At 72.4% G+C, this 19869-nt stretch carries 13 protein-coding genes and 1 pseudogene; 7 read left to right on the forward strand and 7 right to left on the reverse strand.

All coding sequences use genetic code 11. The features are described 5' to 3' along the window. Positions 1-26 precede the first annotated feature (26 nt). Entirely contained in the window at positions 27-572 is a 546-nt protein-coding gene (locus MMA15_RS01030) for a hypothetical protein (protein ID WP_241057047.1), read from the reverse strand. 177 nt (positions 573-749) lie between these two features. Next, complete coding sequence (locus MMA15_RS01035) at positions 750-1634, reverse strand: glutamate racemase (protein ID WP_241057048.1); 885 nt, start codon at positions 1632-1634, stop codon at positions 750-752. Between the two features lie 131 nt (positions 1635-1765). Here MMA15_RS01035 and MMA15_RS01040 point away from each other — a divergent pair, with 131 nt between their 5' ends. After that, on the forward strand, positions 1766-2950 hold the full coding sequence (locus tag MMA15_RS01040) for a glycosyltransferase (protein WP_241057049.1): 1185 nt from the start codon (positions 1766-1768) through the stop codon (positions 2948-2950). Positions 2951-3092: 142 nt separating this feature from the next. On the opposite strand, the gene MMA15_RS01045 is transcribed toward MMA15_RS01040, so the two are convergent. Continuing rightward, entirely contained in the window at positions 3093-4406 is a 1314-nt protein-coding gene (locus tag MMA15_RS01045; protein ID WP_241057050.1) for a TerD family protein, read from the reverse strand. Positions 4407-4719: 313 nt separating this feature from the next. Between MMA15_RS01045 and MMA15_RS01050 the strand changes: the two genes are divergently transcribed. After that, positions 4720-5253 (forward strand): DUF6643 family protein, encoded by a 534-nt coding sequence (locus MMA15_RS01050; RefSeq protein WP_241057051.1) that lies wholly within the window; start codon positions 4720-4722, stop codon positions 5251-5253. Between the two features lie 43 nt (positions 5254-5296). Then, complete coding sequence (locus MMA15_RS01055; protein ID WP_241057052.1) at positions 5297-6151, forward strand: MOSC domain-containing protein; 855 nt, start codon at positions 5297-5299, stop codon at positions 6149-6151. Positions 6152-6221: 70 nt separating this feature from the next. Here the strand turns inward: MMA15_RS01055 and MMA15_RS01060 are convergent, their stop codons facing one another. From MMA15_RS01060 to MMA15_RS01070, 3 genes are all read right to left on the reverse strand, one after another. Further along, entirely contained in the window at positions 6222-6626 is a 405-nt protein-coding gene (locus MMA15_RS01060; protein WP_241057053.1) for a DUF779 domain-containing protein, read from the reverse strand. Continuing rightward, positions 6626-8149 carry an acetaldehyde dehydrogenase ExaC gene (gene exaC, locus MMA15_RS01065; RefSeq protein WP_241057054.1) on the reverse strand — a complete coding sequence of 508 codons (1524 nt, stop codon included), beginning with the start codon at positions 8147-8149 and terminating at the stop codon, positions 6626-6628. Before exaC ends, MMA15_RS01060 begins: the two co-directional genes overlap by 1 nt. A 199-nt stretch (positions 8150-8348) precedes the next feature. Next, the gene (locus MMA15_RS01070) at positions 8349-9632 is read right to left on the reverse strand and encodes a sigma-54-dependent transcriptional regulator family protein (protein WP_241057055.1); all 1284 of its coding nucleotides are present in this window, start codon (positions 9630-9632) and stop codon (positions 8349-8351) included. A gap of 298 nt (positions 9633-9930) precedes the next feature. On the opposite strand from MMA15_RS01070, the gene MMA15_RS01075 reads away from it, so the two are divergent. The 3 genes from MMA15_RS01075 to MMA15_RS01085 all read left to right on the forward strand — a co-directional run bounded on the left by MMA15_RS01075 (position 9931) and on the right by MMA15_RS01085 (position 16021). Further along, complete coding sequence (locus MMA15_RS01075) at positions 9931-12399, forward strand: phosphoketolase family protein (protein ID WP_241057056.1); 2469 nt, start codon at positions 9931-9933, stop codon at positions 12397-12399. A gap of 231 nt (positions 12400-12630) precedes the next feature. Beyond that, positions 12631-13233: an Rv1733c family protein gene (locus tag MMA15_RS01080; protein WP_241057057.1), complete on the forward strand. Its 603-nt coding sequence runs from the start codon at positions 12631-12633 to the stop codon at positions 13231-13233. Positions 13234-13543: 310 nt separating this feature from the next. Beyond that, complete coding sequence (locus MMA15_RS01085; protein ID WP_241057058.1) at positions 13544-16021, forward strand: right-handed parallel beta-helix repeat-containing protein; 2478 nt, start codon at positions 13544-13546, stop codon at positions 16019-16021. 303 nt (positions 16022-16324) lie between these two features. Here MMA15_RS01085 and MMA15_RS01090 read toward each other — a convergent pair. Further along, a pseudogene (locus MMA15_RS01090) lies at positions 16325-18724 on the reverse strand (hypothetical protein); the annotation flags it as partial. Positions 18725-19005: 281 nt separating this feature from the next. On the opposite strand from MMA15_RS01090, the gene MMA15_RS01095 reads away from it, so the two are divergent. After that, the gene (locus MMA15_RS01095; protein ID WP_241062905.1) at positions 19006-19866 is read left to right on the forward strand and encodes a DeoR/GlpR family DNA-binding transcription regulator; all 861 of its coding nucleotides are present in this window, start codon (positions 19006-19008) and stop codon (positions 19864-19866) included. Positions 19867-19869 lie beyond the last annotated feature (3 nt).

Below are 19869 nucleotides of genomic sequence, written 5' to 3' on the forward strand. Positions count from 1 at the left end.
TGATCGGTCGACATGAGGGGCGCTGTTCAGCCGCCGGGGGCGTCCGGGTCCGTGCTGAGGTGGCGGCGGATCGCCTCCACCGCGGACTCCGCGTCGTCGACGGTGAAGGTGAAGCTGTGCCCGCCCTCCAGGCGCAGCAGTACGCCGTCGCCGTGGCGCACCACCAGGGCCGTGCCCTTGCCCGGAAGCCATCGGTAGCCCCAGCCGCCCCACTGGCGCGGGGAGACGCCCCGTACCACCTCGGCCGACAGGACGTCGCCGTGCGGGATGCGGCGCCGTGGGAACCCCGCGTGCCCGCAGCGCAGTTCGATCGCCTCACCGTCGACGGTCACCCGTACGTGTACGAACGCGAGGGTGCCGAAGAGGCCCAGCAGCCCCACCGCGAAGCAGCCCACGACGGACATCGCGAGCGGAGGGCTCTCGAACTGCCAGGACGCCCGCGCGCCCAGCACCACGCCGAGGGCCACGCATGCGACGCCGAGGAGTGCCAGCAGCCACTGGACGCGGTTGGCGGCGCCGCCGGTCCAGGCCACGGCGGGCTCGGGTGAGACTCCCGGGTGCGGCTCGCTCATGCAGCGCAGATTACGCCGGGCCCCTGCGGCGGCCCCGGATCAGAGCCGAGGCCGGACCGGAACCGAGGGCCGGATCGGAACCGAGGCCCGGACCGGGAGCAGAGTCTCGTTCAGAAGGCCCGGATCAGAAGGCCCGGATCAGAAGGCCCGGCTCTGCGGGCCCGCTCAGGACCCGGGTCAGGGGGTGACCGCGGCACCCGCGAGGAGTCGGCCTTCCGCGTAGGTGCCCGCGGCCTCGGGCAGCCGGGCCGTACGGCCGCTGAGCAGCACCGTCAGCCCGCCGGTCGGGGCGGCTGCCGGGTCCGGGCGGGCGCCGGTACGGCGCAGGGCCTGAGCGGCGACGGCCTCGGCGGAGCCGTAGAGCACAGGCCGGGCGGGGCCCCGGTCGGCGCTCGCGTCCGGGACCTCCCGTTCCCCCGGCCCCTCGGTCCCGGCAGGAGCGACAGGAGCGTCCGGACCGGCCGGAGCGGCAGAACGGGCGGGCCCGGCGACGGCGGCGCGAATGCGTTCCCCGACGAGCTCGTAGTGGGTGCATCCGAGCACGACGGCACGCACACCGCGCGGCGTCAGCCCCGCCGCCGCCGCGACGGCCACGTCGATGGCGTGCTCCTGTGCGCTCTCCACCGCGTCGGCGAGACCGTGGCAGGGCACCTCCGTGAACTGGGCGTCGTGCCCGAACTCCGCGATGAGACGCCGCTGGTAGGGACTGCCCGTGGTGGCCGGGGTGGCCCAGATCGCCACGGGGCCGCCGCCCTGTGCGGCCGGTTTGACGGCGGGCACCGTGCCGATCACCGGCAGCTCCGGCTCCAGTTCGGCCCGCAGCGCGGAAAGGGCGTGCACGGAGGCGGTGTTGCACGCGACGACCAGCGCGTCCGGCTCGTGCGCGGCGGCGGCCTTCGCGCAGGCCAGAGCGTGCGCGGTGATGTCGTCGGCGCTGCGCGGGCCCCAGGGCATCCCGTCGGGGTCGCTGGAGAGCACGAGATCGGCGTCGGGGCGGGCCCTGCGTACTGCCGCCGCTGCCGCGAGGAGGCCGATACCCGAGTCCACGAACGCGATCTTCACGGCAGGCAACTGTAGTCGATGAGCCGTACGGGCCATCGCGCTCGTCCCCTTCCGCCGCCGGTGCGGGCGAGTGTCCGTGCACCGGCCACGGCGTACGGCCCGTGCGCCCCGCGTGCGGCAGACTGCGGCGGATGAGCGCGCTGACCTGGATCGCTTCGGCATCCCTTGCCGCGTGGGTGTGGCTGCTGGTGGGCCAGGCCCGCTTCTGGCGCACGGACATCCGCCTGCCGCCCGGAGCGGCGCCGGGCGGGCAGACGCCGGGCGGGACGCGGGACGCGGCACCGGGTGGCGTGGACGGCAGGTGGCCGACGGTGGCGGTGATCGTGCCCGCCAGGGACGAGGCCGAGGTGCTGCCGCTGAGCCTGCCCGGACTGCTGGCCCAGGAGTATCCGGGCCGGGCCGAGGTCTTCCTCGTGGACGACGGCTCCAGCGACGGCACGGGCGCGCTGGCCCGGCGGCTCGCCGCCCAACAGGCCCGGGGCGGCCTGCCGTTGACGGTCACCTCCCCCGGGGAGCCGGAACCGGGATGGACGGGCAAACTGTGGGCCCTGCGCCATGGGATGGCCCTTGCACGTGAACGCACCGGCGCCGAATTCCTGTTGCTCACCGACGCCGACATCGCGCACTCGCCCGGCTCGCTGCGGGACCTGGTCGCCGCCGCGTCCGGAGCCCGTCTGGACCTTCTGTCGCAGATGGCCAGGCTGCGTGCGGACAGCGCCTGGGAGCGGCTCATCGTCCCCGCGTTCGTCTACTTCTTCGCCCAGCTCTACCCCTTCGGCAGGGTCAACCGGCACTCCTCCCGTACCGCTGCCGCCGCCGGCGGCTGTGTGCTGCTGCGTACCGAGGCGGCGCTGCGTGCCCGCATCCCGGAGAGCATCAGTCGCGCCGTCATCGACGACGTGACGCTCGCCCGCGCGGTCAAGCGCGCGGGCGGACGGATCTGGCTGGGCCTCGCGGACGGGGTGGAGAGCGTGCGGCCCTACGAACGGCTGACGCAGCTCTGGCGGATGGTGGCCCGCAGCGCCTACGCGCAGCTCGGGAACAATCCGCTGGTGCTGCTGGGCACCGTGGCCGGTCTGACCCTGGTGTATCTGGTGCCGCCGCTGACGGCGCTGGCCGGGTCGCCGGTGGGCGCGGCGGCGTGGGCGGTGATGGCACTGACGTATGTGCCGATGCTGCGCTACTACCGTCAGCCGCCGTGGCGGGCGCTCGCGCTGCCCGTCACGGCCGCCCTGTATCTGCTGATGACGCTGCACTCCGCGGTGCGCCACCACCGCGGACGGGGTGCGGCCTGGAAGGGCCGCACCTACGCCTGAGCGCACCCGCACGCGGGCGGACCCGCGCCGGTGCACAGCAGGTCGCGCCGACGGTCTTCAACTCGAAGTGCCTTGAACTGGCCTTGAACTGGCCGTGCCTTGCACCGACCGTGCCCTCGACTGACCGTGACGGGGCGGCAGTTCACTTCCGGCCCGGTGTCCACTTCATCCCCCAGCCGTATGCGCCGTCCACCGTGCGCTGCGGGCTGCTGCCGCGCTGGGTGACCAGATAGCGGGCCTCGCGGCGCACCGTGAGTTCGCCGCCTTCGTTGGTGATGAGCGCGAGCGCGCAGACGTCGGAGGCGACGGTGCACTCGTCGAGCGAGAACTCCACGGGTGCGCCGTGCTGCGGCTGAAGGGTGACGGTGCCGTCGACTCCCTCGAAACTGCGCGCTCCCTGGTAGATCGTGACGAAGACGAGAATCCGCCGCAGTTCGGCGGCGTGGTCGAGATTGACGGTCAGGTTCTCGCCGGAGGCGGCGGCGCCGGTGCGGTCGTCGCCGTCGAGGTGTATGTACGGCGGCTGGTGCAGCGATCCGAAGGCGTTGCCGAGGGCCTGTACGACGCCCTTGCGTCCGTCGGCGAGTTCGAAGAGGGCGCACAGGTCCAGGTCGAGGCCTGACCCGCCGAGGGTCTTGGCGAGCCTGCTGCTCCAGCCGCCGCGTGAAGGCTGCTGATTCATGCGCCAGTTGAGGTTGACCCGCAGCACTCCCCGGGTGCCGCCCTGCTTGGTGAGGGAGACGGCCGGTGCCTGCTTGGTCAGCGTGACCTTGGTCAGTCGTACGGGCGGGGGCGATGCTGCGGGTGCCGTCGGCGCGGACGGCGCGGGGGCGGCGGCCGGCTGGGCCGGCGCGGCAGCCGGAGGTGCGGCGGCCTGACCCGTCGGCGGCGCCGGGGTCCGACCGGTCGACGGCGCGGCGCCGCCCGCCGGTTCGTCGACGCTGATCCCGAAGTCCGTCGCCAGACCGGCCAGTCCGCTCCCGTAGCCCTGGCCGACCGCGCGGAACTTCCAGCCGCCCTGCCTGCGGTACAGCTCACCGAGCACGAACGCGGTCTCCACCGTCGCGTCCGCGCTGTCGAAGCGTGCGATCTCCGTACCGTCCGAGGCGTCCACGAGCCGTACGTACAGGCCCTCGACCTGGCCGAAGGTGCCGCCGTCGGCGGACGCGACGAGGACGATCCGGTCGACGGCCGCCTCGGTGCGGGCGAGGTCGGCGCTCAACTCGTCGACGGCGACGGCCCCTTCGGAGCGCCGGCCTTGATGCGTGACGGCCCCGGAGGGGTGCCGCGGCTGGTTGTAGAAGACGAAGTCGTCGTCGGAGCGCACCTTTCCGGACGCCTGAAGCAGCAGCGCGGACGCGTCCACCTCCACCGGGCCCGCTCCGGACCTCCGGCCGATCTCGATACGGACCGCGGCTGCCCCGACCGCCACGTTGGCGCCCTTGCGCATCGTCATCGCGCTCCACTCCCCCTCGTCGTTCTCGTAGTCCGGTCCCGCGGCAAGCCCGCGGCCCGGTCTCGCAGTAAGGTCCCGCAGTCCCGCCGCATCGCCGTCCGTGCTCCGGTCCGGGCAGTCAGGCGCCGCCACGAGCCGGGCGCCGCCTGCGAAGTGCCTGTGTCTGACGCGTCCCGTTACAACATCTCGACACGACCGCGCGACCGATTTTCCCTGGTTCGCTGTGATTGGTGATGGGGAGTCACGGCAAGCACGAGAAACCGCTCCTTGACCGGGGTCCCCAACGGCCACAATTTGGGCTTACCTTATGGGCATGACCTCCCCCCGCTACTCCCCTGGCGGCTACTACGCTGGCCCTTCCTACCCCGACACACCGATCTACGACATGCTCGTCAACGAGCGTGGCACACCGCAGATCGCTCCCATCCGGGTCCCGTCGGCGTATGAACCCCTGCCTTCGCTCGCCGCACTGCCACCCGCTCTTCCGGCGCTGCCCGCAGGACCGAGCCACCAGCAGCCCGCTCCTCCGCAGGGCTACCCGGGCACGATGGGCAATCAGCCCCCGCCGCCCGGCATGGCGCAGCCCGCGCCCCTCCAGTCGGCTCCGCTTCAGCAGACGCCGCCGCCGCACATTCCTCAGCAGGGGCCGCCGCAGCGGGGGTTCCCCGATCCGCGTCAGCAGCCACAGCCCCAACAGCCCCAGCAGCAGCCGCAGATGAGGCCGGTGGCTCCGCCGCGTCCCGCGGCGCCCCGACCGGCCGCACCGCGTCCGGCGGCGCCCCGGCAGATGCCGAACCAGTACGACGACCCGTACGGCGGCCACCAGTACCCGGGCCGGGGCTACTGACCTCGGGCCGTCCCGCCGCCCGGTCCGGTGGCAGGATGGCGGTATGACGTCCGCGACGCTGGCCTCGCTCCATCTCTATCCGGTGAAGTCGCTGGCGGGGATCGCCTGTGGGGAGTTGACGGTCGAGCCGTGGGGCCCGGCCGCGGACAGACGCTGGATGCTGACGACCCCCGACGGCGACCAGCTCACTCAGCGCGAGCATCCACGCCTCGCGCTGGCGCGTGCGGAGCCGCTGCCCGAGGGCTGCCTGGACGGAGGCGCGGGGAGCCGGGGAGTGCGGGTGACGGCTCCGGGGAGGGAGCCGCTGGAGGTCCCGGTACCGCCGAAGAGCATGGCCACGGTGCCGGTGCGGCTGTTCGGGAAGAAGCTCGAAGTGGCCCCGGCGGACGCGGAGTCGAGCGAGTGGTTCTCGGCGTATCTCGGCACGCGGGTGCGCCTCGTGCATCTGGACGCGCCTGAGCGTCGGCGGCGTATCGACCCCGGCTTCGCCTTCGACGGGGAGACGGTCTCACTCGCGGACGGTTTTCCCCTGCTGGCCACGGCGGTCTCCTCACTGGACGCGCTCAACTCGCTCATCGCGCAAGGCGATCACGCCGGCGAGGGCCCGCTTCCGATGGACCGCTTCAGGCCGAACCTGGTGGTCGCGGGAAGCGACCCGTGGGCCGAGGACGGATGGCGGCGGCTCCGCATCGGCGACGTGGTCTTCCGTGTGGCGAAGCCGTGCGGCCGGTGCGTGGTGACCACCACCGACCAGGCGAGCGGCCTGCGCGGTAAGGAGCCGTTGCGCACCCTGGCCCGCCACCGTCGCTTCGGTGACCGGCTCGTCTTCGGTCAGAACCTGGTCCCGGAGCAAACGGGCAGGGTGCGCAACGGCGACTCGGTGGAGGTGCTCGCCTAGGCGACGCCCGGGTGCGGGCCCCTGGGGCGTCCAGGAGGTGCCTCGGCGAGCGCCCCCCTACGGCGGCCGGTCAGCCGCCGTCGTCCATCAGCCGTGAACGGATCAGGAAACGGACGCCTTCCGGGGCCTCAAGCGAGAATCCGCTGCCGCGTCCCGGCACCACGTCCACCGTGAGATGGGTGTGGCTCCAGTACGCGAACTGGCTGGCCGACATCCAGAACGGCACCGGCTCGTCCACGCCGTCCACCTCCAGCCGTCCGAGCAGTACGTCGGAGTCGCCGGTGCGCAGCTCCCCGAGCTGATAGCACATCGGTGAACTGCCGTCGCAGCAGCCGCCGGACTGGTGGAACATCAGCGGGCCGTGCTGCTCCGTCAGCCGCCGGACCACCGCCTCGGCCTCGGCGGTGAGTGCGACGCGCTCCGGCGCGTCCGTGGCCTCGGAAGGCTTCGAGGTCTGCTGTGGTGCCGCGTCCATCAGAACAGTCCGAGCTTCTTCGGCGAGTAGCTCACCAGCAGGTTCTTGGTCTGCTGGTAGTGGTCGAGCATCATCCGGTGGTTCTCCCGTCCGATGCCGGACTGCTTGTACCCGCCGAAGGCCGCGTGCGCCGGGTAGGCGTGGTAGCAGTTCGTCCACACCCGGCCCGCCTGAATGGTGCGTCCCGCGCGGTAGGCGGTGTTGCCGTCCCGGGTCCATACGCCCGCGCCGAGGCCGTAGAGGGTGTCGTTGGCCGTGGACATGGCGTCGTCGAAGTCGGTGAAGCCGGTGACCGCGACGACCGGGCCGAAGATCTCCTCCTGGAAGACGCGCATGCTGTTGTCGCCTTCGAGGACGGTGGGCCGCACATAGAAGCCGCCCTCCAGCTCCCCGCCCAGCTCGGCGCGCGTGCCGCCGGTCAGTGCCCTGGCGCCTTCCTGCTTGCCGATGTCGAGGTAGGAGAGGATCTTCTCCAACTGGTCGTTGGACGCCTGAGCGCCCACCATGGTGTCGGTGTCCAGCGGGTGCCCCTGGACGATCTTCTCGGTACGGGCGACGCCCGCGTCCAGGAAGTCCCGGTAGTGGCCGCGCTGGATGAGGGCGCGCGACGGGCACGTGCAGACCTCGCCCTGGTTGAGGGCGAACATCGTGAAGCCTTCCATCGCCTTGTCGTAGAAGTCGTCGTCGGCGGTGGAGACGTCGTCGAAGAAGATGTTGGGGCTCTTGCCGCCGAGTTCGAGGGTGACGGGCTTCAGGTTGTCGGAGGCGTACTGCATGATCAGGCGGCCCGTGGTGGTCTCGCCGGTGAACGCCACCTTGGCCACGCGGGCGCTGGAGGCCAGCGGCCTGCCCGCCTCCGCCCCGAAGCCGTTGACGATGTTGACGACGCCGGGCGGCAGCAGGTCGGCGACCAGGCTCATCCAGAAGTGGATGGAGGCGGGGGTCTGTTCGGCCGGTTTGAGGACCACCGCGTTGCCTGCCGCGAGCGCGGGCGCCAGCTTCCAGGCGGCCATCAGGATCGGGAAGTTCCACGGGATGATCTGCGCGACGACGCCGAGCGGTTCGTGGAAGTGGTAGGCGACGGTGTCCTCGTCGATCTCCGACAGCGACCCCTCCTGCGCGCGTATGGCGCCGGCGAAGTAGCGGAAGTGGTCGACGGCGAGGGGAATGTCGGCGGCCAGCGCCTCCCGGATCGGCTTGCCGTTCTCCCAGCTCTCGGCGACCGCGAGTTCTTCGAGATGGTCCTCCATGCGCTGCGCGATCGCGTTGAGCACGGCGGCACGTTCGGCGGCGGGCCTGCGTGCCCACGCGGGGGCGGCGGCGTGTGCCGCGTCGAGGGCGCGCTCGACGTCGTCGGCCGTGCCGCGGGCGATCTCGGTGAAGGACTGCCCGGTGACCGGGGTGGGGTTCTCGAAGTAGCCGCCCTTCGCGGGGGCGGCGTAGGCGCCGCCGATCCAGTGGTCGTAGCGCGACTGGTAGTTCATGACGGCCCCGTCGGACCCGGGCGCGGCGTAGCGGCTCATCTCTGCCTCCCCCTTTGTACGGGTGACCCGCCTCGCTGACGGCGGGCTCGTTCTGCGGCAGAGACTAGGGACGGGAACGTTGCCGATACGTTGCGTGCCGCTTCCTGTCCGCTGCGTATTCCCGGGGCTCACGCCGGGCGGTCCCTGCGTATCGCCAGGGTCCGTCCCTTCACGGGAGCGGCTCGCAGCGCCGGCGGTGTCAGTGCTCCGCGGGCGTCTCCAGGCCGTAGGCGCGCCGCAGTTCGCGCACCCGCCCGGCGAGGGCGGTCGCACCCGCGGTGCCGCCGGGACGGCGCGAGAGCAGCACCTCCCAGACCTCCAGGTCGTCCTCGCCCCAGGGCGTGCGCACCCACTCCTCCAGCAGCGCCGGTTCGCGGGAGGCCAGCAGGGCGCGGCGCAGCCGGTCCTCCAGCAGCCTGCGCATCCGTACGACGCCGGGCGCCTCGGAAAGGGGCAGCAGCGGACCGCGGTACGCCGCCAGCGCTCCGGGGAGGTCGCCCGCGGCCAGCGCCTCGCCGACGGCGTCGTGGTCGGTGTGCGGGACGGTGCGCAGCCGGTACGGGCGCGATTCGAGCAGGGGGCCCAACAGGCCGCGCAGCCGGGAGAGTTCGGCGCGCAGCGTGACGGGCGTGACCGACCGCTCGCCGTACAGCTCCAGGGCGAGCCGTTCGCCGGTGAGGCCCTCGGGGTGCGCGGCGAGCAGCACCGCGATCTCGCTGTGGCGGCGGCCGAGCCGCAGGGGGGCGCCGCCTCCGGTGTCGAGCAGCGCCTCGTCGCAGCCGAGGGCGTTGAGTACGGGTGTGCCCGCGGATGTGCCGTCGGCGGCGTGCAGTTCGGCGAGGTACGCCTCCGCGGCGCGTGCCGTCGCCTGTACGAGGGCCAGGCTCTGCGGGGCCGCGAGATGGTCGCCGCCGGTGATGTCGACGGCGCCGATGAGGCGGTGGGTGCGCGGGTCGTGCACGGGTGCGGCGGCGCACGTCCATGCCTGCACGGGGCGGCAGTAGTGCTCGGCGGTGAAGATCTGCACCGCGTGGTCGACGGCGAGTGCGGTGCCCGGGGCGTTGGTGCCGATGTAGCGCTCGGACCAGCGGGCCCCGGGGACGAAGTTCATCCGCTCTGCGTGGCGCTGGACTTGGGAGTGGCCCTCGACCCACAGCATGCGGCCGTTCTCGTCGCACACCGACAGCAGATGGGCTCCGTCGTCGGCGATCGTGCCGAGCAACTCCCGGAAGAGCGGCATGACGCGGGCCAGGGGGTGCGAGGAACGGTAGGCGTCGAGATCGGCGTCGGCGAGGTCGATCCCGGCCACGCTCTCCGGCTCGACGGAGGCACCGGCGCAGCGCTGCCAGGACTCGGCCACCACGTCCCGAACGTGCGAGCCGATGGCGCCCCGGGTCACGAACTGCTCGTGCGCACGGCGTACCTGGCCGGTCCGTTCGGCCGCGTCGGCCCCTGTCTCCAGCGCCAGCCATGGATTAAGCACACCGTCATCGTGCCGCGCGTCACAGCGCCAGGCAACGCCGTGGACCGGACCGGGACAATCCGCCACACAATCCGCCACCTTCGGGAACACTTCCCGGGCTTCCCCGGAATTTCCGGAGTCCGTGCACAAGGCGGGAACAGTCCGCGCACGGGGCGGGGCCGGGGGGCCCTTCGGCGGCGGGACCATGGGCGCTACGGGTTCCGTGGTCAGGTCCCGTAGACGGGGCCCGTAGGCGACAGGCGTGGACGGGGCGGGATCGGGCGGTGTCAGCGGGCGCGCTCCCTGGTACCCGGCCGCCATGGAACTCCCGGCCACGCTCTCCGACGCGGAGACCGCACAGCTCGACGCCCACTGGCGTGCGCTGAACTACCTCTCCGCCTGCCAGCTCTATCTGCGGGACAACCCGCTGCTACGCGAGCCGCTGCGCGCGGAGCACATCAAACCGAGGCTGCTGGGGCACTGGGGGTCGGCCCCGGGGCTCGGACTGATCTACACCCATCTCAACAGGGCCGTACGCCGGCACGATCTGGAGGCCATGTGCGTATGGGGCCCGGGCCACGGCGCGCCCGCGGTGCTCGCGGGCGCGTGGCTGGAGGGCACGTACGGGGAGCTGGAGCCCGGCCGCAGCCGTGACGCGGAGGGCATGCTCGGGCTGTTCCGCGACTTCTCCCAGCCGGGCGGGCTGCCCAGCCATACGGCACCCGATGTGCCGGGCTCCATCCAGGAGGGCGGCGAGCTGGGCTATTCGCTGGCGCACGCCTACGGGGCTGCCTTCGACAATCCGCGCCTGCTGGTGTGCGCCGTCGTCGGCGACGGCGAGGCCGAGACGGGGCCGCTGGCGGCGGCCTGGCACTCCGGCAAGTTCCTCGACCCGGCGCACGACGGCGCGGTGCTGCCCGTGCTCCATCTCAACGGCTACAAGATCGCCAACCCGACGCTGCTCGCCCGGGTTCCGGAGGACGAACTGGACGCCCTGCTGCGGGGATACGGCTACGACCCGCTGCACGTCACCGCACGCCCGGACACCCCGCACGAGGAGACCCACCGTGCGCTGGCCGCGGCGTTCGACGTGGCGGTGGAGCGCATCCGGCGTGCGCAGCGGGAGGCGCGGGCCCGTACCACGGAGCCCGGCCCCTCAGGGGCCCGGCCCGGAGCGGCCCCGGAGACGGACCCGGAAGCGGACCCGTACGCGGAGCCGGGACCGGCCCATCGCCCGCGCTGGCCGCTGCTCGTGCTGCGTACTCCCAAGGGCTGGACGGGCCCCGCCCAGGTGGACGGCGTGCCCGTCGAGAACACCTGGCGCTCCCACCAGGTCCCGCTCTCCGGCGTACGCGAAGACCCGGAACATCTGCGGCAGTTGGAGGAGTGGCTGCGCTCGTACCGCCCGGACGAACTCTTCGACGCCGAAGGCAGGCCCACCGGGCAGGCGCTGGCGTGCGTCCCCGAGGGCGGACGCAGGCTCGGCGCGGTGCCGCACGCCAACGGCGGCCGTCTGCTGCGCGAACTGCCGCTCCCCGAGCTGGAACCGCACGCCGTGAAGACCGACGGACACGGCCAGACCATGCACGAACCCACTCGGGTTCTCGGGGAGATGCTGACCGAGCTGTTCCGGGCGACCCGACGGCGGCGCGACTTCCGCCTCTTCGGGCCGGACGAGACGGCGTCCAACCATCTCGACGGCACGTTCGACGCCACGCCGCGCGGCTGGCAGGCCCACATCCTGGACACCGACGAGCATCTCGGCCGCCACGGCCGGGTCCTGGAAGTGCTCTCGGAGCACATGTGCCAGGGCTGGCTGGAGGGCTACGTCCTCACGGGACGGCACGGGCTCTTCGCCTCGTACGAGGCGTTCGCGCACATCGTGGCCAGCATGGCCGGACAGCATGTGAAGTGGCTCCAGAGTTCCCGCGAGGTGGCGTGGCGCAGGCCGCTGGCCTCCCTCAACTACCTGCTCACATCGCACGCCTGGCGGCAGGACCACAACGGTTTCTCCCACCAGGACCCGGGCTTCATCGACCACATCATGAACAAGAGCCCGCAGGTCGTACGGGTCTATCTGCCGCCGGACGCCAACACGCTGCTGTGCGTGGCGGATCACGCGCTGCGCACCAGGGACACCGTCAACGTGGTCGTGGCGGGCAAGCAGCCCTGCTTCGACTGGCTCTCGCTCGACGAGGCGCGCGGCCACTGCGCTCGCGGCCTGGGCGTCTGGGAGTGGGCGGGCACCGAGGAGCGCGGCGGCGAACCGGACGTGGTGCTCGCGTGCGCGGGCGACGTGCCCACGCAGGAGACGCTGGCGGCGGCGGCGCTGCTGCGTGAGCATCTGCCGGGGCTGGCGGTCCGTGTGGTCAACGTGGTCGACATCGCACGGCTCATGCCGCGCTCGGAGCATCCGCACGGGCTGCCGGACGCGGAGTTCGACGCGGTCTTCACCCGCGACAAGCCGGTGATCTTCGCCTACCACGGCTATCCCTGGCTGGTTCACCGGCTGACGTACCGGCGGGCGGTGCACGGCTCGCTCCATGTGCGCGGCTACAAGGAGATGGGCTCGACGACGACGCCGTTCGACATGGTGGTGCGCAACGACATGGACCGCTACCGGCTCGTCATGGACGTCATCGACCGCACCCCCGGGCTGTCGGTACGGGCCACGGGTGTGCGTCAGGCGATGGAGGACGTCCGCACGCGGCACCACTCTTGGGTACGCGAGCACGGCACCGACCTGCCGGAGGTCGCCGAGTGGAGCTGGTCGGCCACTTCGCGTTGAGATCCGTCCATGTCCCGATCCGGTCGAAGTGGCACCGGGTGCAGCCCATTTTCGGCACCCCGCCCCGTGTGATCCATGTGCTGGGAGTAAGGTCTGAGTTCCACGAGGGGGTGGGTCACGGGGTCCGGAATCTTGACCATGTTCCGGTGATTTGAGTCTCTTTGGGCCGCTTCCGCGCATGTATCTCCTGCCATGAGGTACTCACGCACGTGGAGAAGGGGGTGAGAAGTTATGCGCGCGATCGTCGGTCTGTGGCGCTGGCGCGGCAATCCGCTGTGCCGCCGCAGCGACCGCCGTGAAGCATGGCTGGCACTAGGTGCCATGATCCTTGTGGTGGTCTTGGCACCGCTCGCCGGGTGGCTCGGAGCCTCCGCGGCACATCAGGCGCTCATGAAGAACGTCGAGGAGCAGAAGCGGGTCCGTCACCAGGTCTGGGCGGTGGCGGAGTCGGTGCAGGACCGGGCTCCGCTGGACAGCGACCCCGAGTCGGCCGCGCAGCAGCCCGACCGCCGTCATGTGGTCGCCCACTGGGCCGGGCCCGACGGCAGCAGCCACAAGAACACCGTGACCACGCGGCACGGAGTCCAGCCCGGAGAGCGCTTCCGTATCTGGACCGACGACGACGGCATGGTCATGCCCCGTCCGATGAGCCCGCAGACCGCGTCCTCGTACGCCGCTCTCGCCGGACTGGCCATCGGGGCGGGCGCCGCAGGCGCCATGGAGGCCGGACGGCGCCTGACGATGCGGCAGTTGCTGCGCCGCCGGTACGCGGTGTGGGACGCGGAGTGGGCCCGCATCGGCCCCGACTGGGGACGTACCGGCTCCAACAACTGAACGGCGGGGCACGGCACTTGGGCCTTCCCCAACGGGCGGTGACGCGGTCTCCGCCGTGCCCGGAGGCGACCGCTGCCTACCCGTTCTCTGACAGCCGCCGTGCCCGCTTGTGCCCACCTTCGGCAGGCGGTTCCGCACACCTGTGCCAACTCCCGCCCGCTGGACGCGCGTAGCAGCGTACGGAGCGTGTCCGTAGTGCGCCCGAAGTGCGGACACGTGGCCGGACCGATCCCGGCGCACGCTACGGTGGTGCGACTCGGCGCATGTATCAACGCGCCACAGGAACTTCGAGGTTGGGGCACGTCTGTCCATGGCACAGGGCTCGGTGCAGGTGACGCAGGCCGGTACGTCGCGCTGGCGGCGCCGCACAGGAGATTACGGCTCGCTCTCGGCCGCCCTGGAGGCCGCCACCGACGGCGACGTGATCACCGTCTCGCCCGGCACGTACCGCGAGAACCTCGTGCTGGAGCGCACCGTCACCCTGCGCGGCCCCGAGCGTGCCGCCGCGGGCTCCGTACGCATCGCCCCCACCGAGGGCGTGGCCCTCACCGTGCGGTCCTCCGCCGTCGTACAGCATCTCCAGATCGAGGCACAGGACGCGGCGTCGCCCGCCGTGCTCGTCGAGGACGGCGCGGCGGAACTCAACGGGCTGCGGGTGATGGCCCGTTCGGCCTCGGGCATCGAGGTGCGCGGCGGCGCACGGCCCACGGTCCGCCGCTGCACCGTCGACAATCCGGCCGGCACGGGCGTCACCGTCACCGGGGGCGCGGGCGGCGTCTACGAGGAGTGCGAGGTCGTCTCGGCGGGCCAGTCGGGCGTATCGGTGCGCGACGGCGCCCATCCGCGGCTGGAGCGCTGCACCGTGCACCACGCCACCGGCGCCGGTCTCTCCCTGCACGGCGAGGGCAGCGCTGCGGAGGCGGTCGGCTGCGAGGTGTACGAGATCAAGGGCAGCGGCGTGCAGGTCGTCTCGCGTGCCACGGGCCATCTCACCGACTGCCGTGTGCACCGCACCTCCGCCGACGGTGTCACCCTGGACACCGACGCCGTGCTCACGCTCGCCGACTGCGACATCCACGACGTACCCGAGAACGCCCTCGATCTGCGCTCCCGTTCGGTGCTGACGCTGACCCGGTCCACGGTGCGGCGCTTCGGCCGCAACGGACTGTCGGTGTGGGACCCGGGCACCCGCGTCGACGCCAACTCCTGCGAGATCCACGAGAGTACGGGCGACTATCCGGCGGTGTGGATCAGCGACGGGGCGAGCGCCGTGCTCGACTCGTGCCGCGTGCACACGGTGCCGGACGCCCTGTTCATCCTCGACCGCGGTTCGCGTGCCGACGTCATCGACAGCGATCTCTCCCAGGTCCGCGGTACGGCCGTGTCGGTCAGCGACGGTGCCACGGTGGCGCTGGACGACTGCCGCATCAGGGACGCCGCGACGGGCGCCTGGTTCCGTGACCACGGCAGCGGGGGCACCCTCGCCAACTGCACGGTCGACGGCGCCGCGACGGGCTTCATCGTCACCAAGGGAGCCGACCCGGAGATCGACAGGTGCACCGTCACCTCCCCCAGCGAGGCCGGTTTCTACGTCTCGGCGGAGGGCCGCGGCACCTTCCACGGCTGCCGGGTGAGCGGGTCCCAGGGCTATGGATTCCATGTGATCGACGGCTGCCGTACGACGCTGCGGCGCTGCCGTACCGAGCGATGCACCCGCGGCGGCTTCGAGTTCGCCGAGAAGGGCCCGGTGGTCGAGGACTGCCGCAGCGACGACACCGCCACCGTCGCGGCGCCGGGCGACTCGGCGGTCACGAAGGACGCGGCGGCCGACTCGCAGGCGGGGCAGGGCACTTCGGACGGCAAGGGCACGCCCGGCGCGCTGCTGCCCGCGAAGGCGCCCGCCGCGCAGAAGACCGCCAAGGCCAAGCAGACCCCGGCGGACGGCGACGGCGGCGCCCAGCCCCCGGCCGAACCGGCACGTCCCGCCAAGGAGGTCCTCGGCGAACTCGACGCGCTGGTCGGCCTGGAGAGCGTGAAGCGCGAGGTGCGGGCGCTCACCGACATGATCGAGGTGGGGCGCCGCAGGCAGCAGGCGGGGCTCAAGGCGGCGTCGGTGCGGCGGCATCTCGTCTTCACCGGCTCGCCGGGCACGGGCAAGACCACCGTGGCGCGACTGTACGGCGAGATCCTCCATTCCCTGGGGGTCCTGGAACGCGGCCACCTGGTGGAGGTCTCCCGCGTCGACCTCGTGGGCGAGCACATCGGCTCGACGGCGATCCGTACGCAGGAGGCCTTCGACCGGGCGCGCGGCGGTGTGCTCTTCATCGACGAGGCGTACGCCCTCTCCCCCGAGGACGGCGGGCGCGACTTCGGACGTGAGGCCATCGACACGCTGGTGAAGCTCATGGAGGACCACCGCGAGGAGGTCGTGGTGATCGCCGCCGGCTACACCACGGAGATGCAGCGCTTCCTCGCCGTCAACCCCGGTGTGGCGTCCCGCTTTTCACGCACCATCACCTTCGGCGACTACTCGCCGCGCGAACTGCTGCGGATCGTGGAGCAGCAGGCCGAGGAGCACGAGTACCAGCTCGGCGAGGAGGCGACGGAGGCGCTGCTGAAGCACTTCACCGAGCTGCCCAAGGGGCCCTCGTTCGGCAACGGCCGTACTGCGCGGCAGACGTTCGAGTCCATGGTCGAGCGGCACGCGGGCCGGGTGGCGCAGCTTCCCGAGCCGAGCACCGAGGACCTCACCCTCCTCTACGCGGACGACCTGCCGGGGCCCGTCTAGCCCGGACCGGTCTCGGGCCGTCCAGTCCAGACCGGTCTCGGGCCCTCCAGCCCGGACCGGGTGCGTCAAGCCAAGACCGATCTCGGGTCCGTCAGGTCTCCGCGCCCTCGTCGGCGGCGTCCGAAGTCCTCGCGGAGTCCCCGGAGTCGGCGGTGTTCGCGGCACCTTCTTCGCCGCCCGCACTCTCGCCCGCCGCCTGCGGAGGGACGACCGGCCGCGGGCCGGGCCGCAGCTCCAAGTCGGCGTCCGCGGACGCGGATGCGCCCGGTGAGTCGTCCCGTGCGGTGCCCTCCTCCGGTGGCGTGCCGTCCCCAGTGCCGCCCGTCCCCGGCTCCCGCCGCGGCGGCGCAGCCTGATCAGCAGCCGGTCCCGCTCCTCGTCGAAGACGGGGTCGGCCTGGTACTCGCCGTGCCCCAGAATCGGCGCGGGCAGGGGGTGTCGGAGGGTGCGGCCGTATTCGAGGGGGTCGATCAGCGGTCCCCGGTCGACGTCGGTGCCGCAGTCGATGCGCACCGGCCCGCCGATGGGATCGGTCAGACGCCACAGATTGCGCCAGCAGTCCACCTGACGGTGGAGGTCGTGGAGCTGGCGAGGGCCGAAGTAGGCGGGGAACCAGCGCCCGTAGAGGCGTTCCAGCGGAGAGCCGTACGTCAGCAGCGCGACCTGTCCGCGGGTGCGGCGGTCGAGGTGCCATACGGCCGCGGCGGCCAGCACACTGCCCTGGGAGTGCCCGGAGATCACCAGGCGCCCATGGGTCTGCTCGGTCCAAGTGGCCATCCGCCAGGCCAGATCGGGCACCGCGCGTTCCGCGTAGCAGGGCGGGGAGAAGGGGTGTGCGGCGCGGGGCCAGAAGGTGCCGACGTCCCAGAGAATCCCTATGGTGCGCCGAGCCGACGGGTCGCGGTAGGCACGTCGTCCCCATGTGATGAACAGGACGAACGCGAGGCCCACCAGCCAGGAGCCCAGCACCTGGACGGTGTCCGCGAAACCGTCGACCACGGCGGGCTGTCCGTCGGCGGCACGCCCCGGCACCTCGCCCGTGAGCCATGTGCCCACCAGCACGGCTCCGCCGAGGAGGAGCGTTATCGCGGCGACGGCGCCCACCAGCCACGGCGCGGCGTCGGTGAGGGCGGCACGCCCTATGACGCCGGCGATGCGGCGCGAGCGCGACGGATCGGGAAGGGCCCCGGGGTAGCCGCGTTCCACGTCGTCCGTCAACGACCGGCTGCGGCGGGAGACTTGGAGCAGGAACCAGGCCGTCAGCGCCAGCAGCGTCCCCAGCAGTACGGGTACGGCCGAGGACTGCCAGGTCAGCAGCGTCGGCGGGCCCTTGATCAGCCCGTTGCCCATGCCGGGTGTGCCGGGACCGTCGAGCCAGTCGCCGACGCGCTGCGTCACACCGCCGGACATCACGCCGCCCAGCGCGCACGCCAGCATCGCCACCGACGCCGAGCCCAGGCCCTTGAGCGCCGTACGGGCCGCGGGCCGCCGTCGGTGGAGGACGGTGCCCACCATGCCCATCGCCGCCACCAGCACGCCCTGCCCGACGGCGAGCACACCGAACGTCTCGTCACCTGGCAGCTCGCCGCCGTGGGAGACCCAGCCGGGGCGCGACCAGGCGGCGTGCACGACGGCCAGCAGCAGCACGCCGACGGAGACGCCTGGCAGCGCGCGCACCGTGAACTCGTCGACCACGTCGTCCGGTTCGCGCTCCTTGCGGCCCCGGCGGCACACCACGTAGAGCACCCACACCGCACACGCCACGAGCGCGATCTCGGTCGCCCAGCCCACGGCGTCGAGCACCGCGCTGCCGCCGGGCTTGCGGTCGTAGCGGGTGGTGGCGGCGGCCACGGCGGCCGCGACGGTGAGAAACCCGGCGGCGGTGTGGGCGGCACGCAGCCGTGCCACGAGCCGCTTGCCGTACCAGAAGCCCGGCAGGCACAGCGCCGGGCGATTGCGCGCCTCGCGGTCGTACTCGTCGACGGGGCGCCGCAGCGGCGGCTGTGACTCATACGCCGCCCATGTGCGGTGTGAGAGCCACCACAGCAGCAGCGTCAGCGCGGCGGGCACCACCGCGGCGAGCGCCAGCCTCCGGCCGGGCTGGCTCCACCAGCCGCCCCCGCCGGAGGGGCCCTGGGCCATGAACGACAGCCACGAGTGCTCGGCGGCGCAGCCCGCCGATCCGGCGCACTGCCAGGCCACGAGGTCCAGGGCGACCTCGCATGCGGCGGCGACCAGCAGCACCGTGAGGCTGAGCGCGACGAGACGCACCAGCACGCCGTGCAGGCGGGCCGACATCAGCCGGGGCCCGTGGTCGGCGGGACGCATCCAGTGCGCGAGGTTGGCGACCATGAACGGCAGCAGGATCAGCCACAGCGCGCGGGCGCCGTTGCCGGAGGTCAGGTTGGACCAGGAGTACGCCTCGGCGACCGGCTTGTCGGTGTAGTCCTGCGGCCGTGCCTCGGCGTCGACGTCCTCGGTGCGCCGGTAGACGGCGGCGGTGTCGTCGCCGGTGACGCGTTCGATGCGCGGATCGCCCAGCATCTCCTGCGGTGTCGTGCCGCCGACGCCGTGCACGAGGAGTTCGAGATTGAGACCTGGCGGGGGCTCAACTCCCGACTCGCCCGGGGTCGTTCGGGCGACCTCCAGCGCCTCGGCCCCGTCCGTTCCCTGCTGCCCCGCGCCGTACTCGGCCTTCTGCAATTCTCCGCTCCCCCGAAGTGTTGCGTGCTTCTGCCGCCGTTGCCGCCGTCCATCCAGCATCCTGCCCGCGGGCGGCGGGCACAGCCCGTCCACACACAAGCCACGCGAAATCGTGACGTGCGCTGCCACCCTTTACGGATGGGAGGATGAACCGACAATGAGGCGGCGACGCGCTTGCGCGGCCGGCGCAGGCCGAAGCAGTACGGGCCGAGGACGTACGGGCCGAAGCGCGCACGGCGCGGTCATACGCACGGGACGAAAGGACGGCGGCCACGGTGAACATGCCGGGCGACAACCAGAATCTGCTCGCGGAGCAGCGCCGGGCGCTCATCCTGGAGGAGCTGCGCGAACGCGGCGGTGTCCGCGTCAACGAACTGACGCGCAAGCTCCTCGTCTCCGATATGACGGTGCGCCGCGATCTCGACGTGCTGTCCCGCCGGGGCGCCCTGGAGAAGGTCCACGGCGGTGCGGTGCCCCTCGCGGACGCCAGCACTCACGAACCGGGTTTCGAGGCGAAGTCGTCGCTGGAGCGGTCCGCGAAGGAGGAGATCGCCCGTGCCGCGGCCGCGATGGCGAAGCCGGGCAGCGCCATCGCGCTGTCGGGCGGTACGACGACCTACGCGCTGGCCCAGCATCTCACCGAGGTGCCGGACCTCACGGTGGTCACCAACTCGGTGCGGGTCGCCGACGTCTTCCACGCCGCGAGCCGCCGCGCGGGCAACGGCACGCACGCCGGGACGGCGACCGTCGTCCTCACCGGCGGCGTCCGCACACCGTCGGACTCGCTGGTCGGCCCCGTCGCCGACGCGGCGATCCGCACGCTCCACTTCGACGTGCTCTTCCTCGGCGTACACGGCATATCGACGGAGGCGGGGCTCTCGACGCCCAACCTGGCGGAAGCGGAGACGAACCGGCACTTCGTCGGCTCCGCGCGGCGCGTGGTCGTCGTCGCGGACCACACCAAGTGGGGGACGGTCGGGCTCAGTTCGTTCGCGTCGCTGGAGGACGTCGGCACGCTCGTCACCGACGGCGGACTCCCGCAGGGCGCCCGCGAGCGGATCCGCGAGCACATCAGGGAGCTGGTGGTCGCGGGCGGGCCGGAGGAGGCGGCCCCCGACGGAAGGGCCGCGGACGGCGCCTAGGCC

This window comes from Streptomyces marispadix (assembly GCF_022524345.1).
Lineage (GTDB): Bacteria > Actinomycetota > Actinomycetes > Streptomycetales > Streptomycetaceae > Streptomyces > Streptomyces marispadix.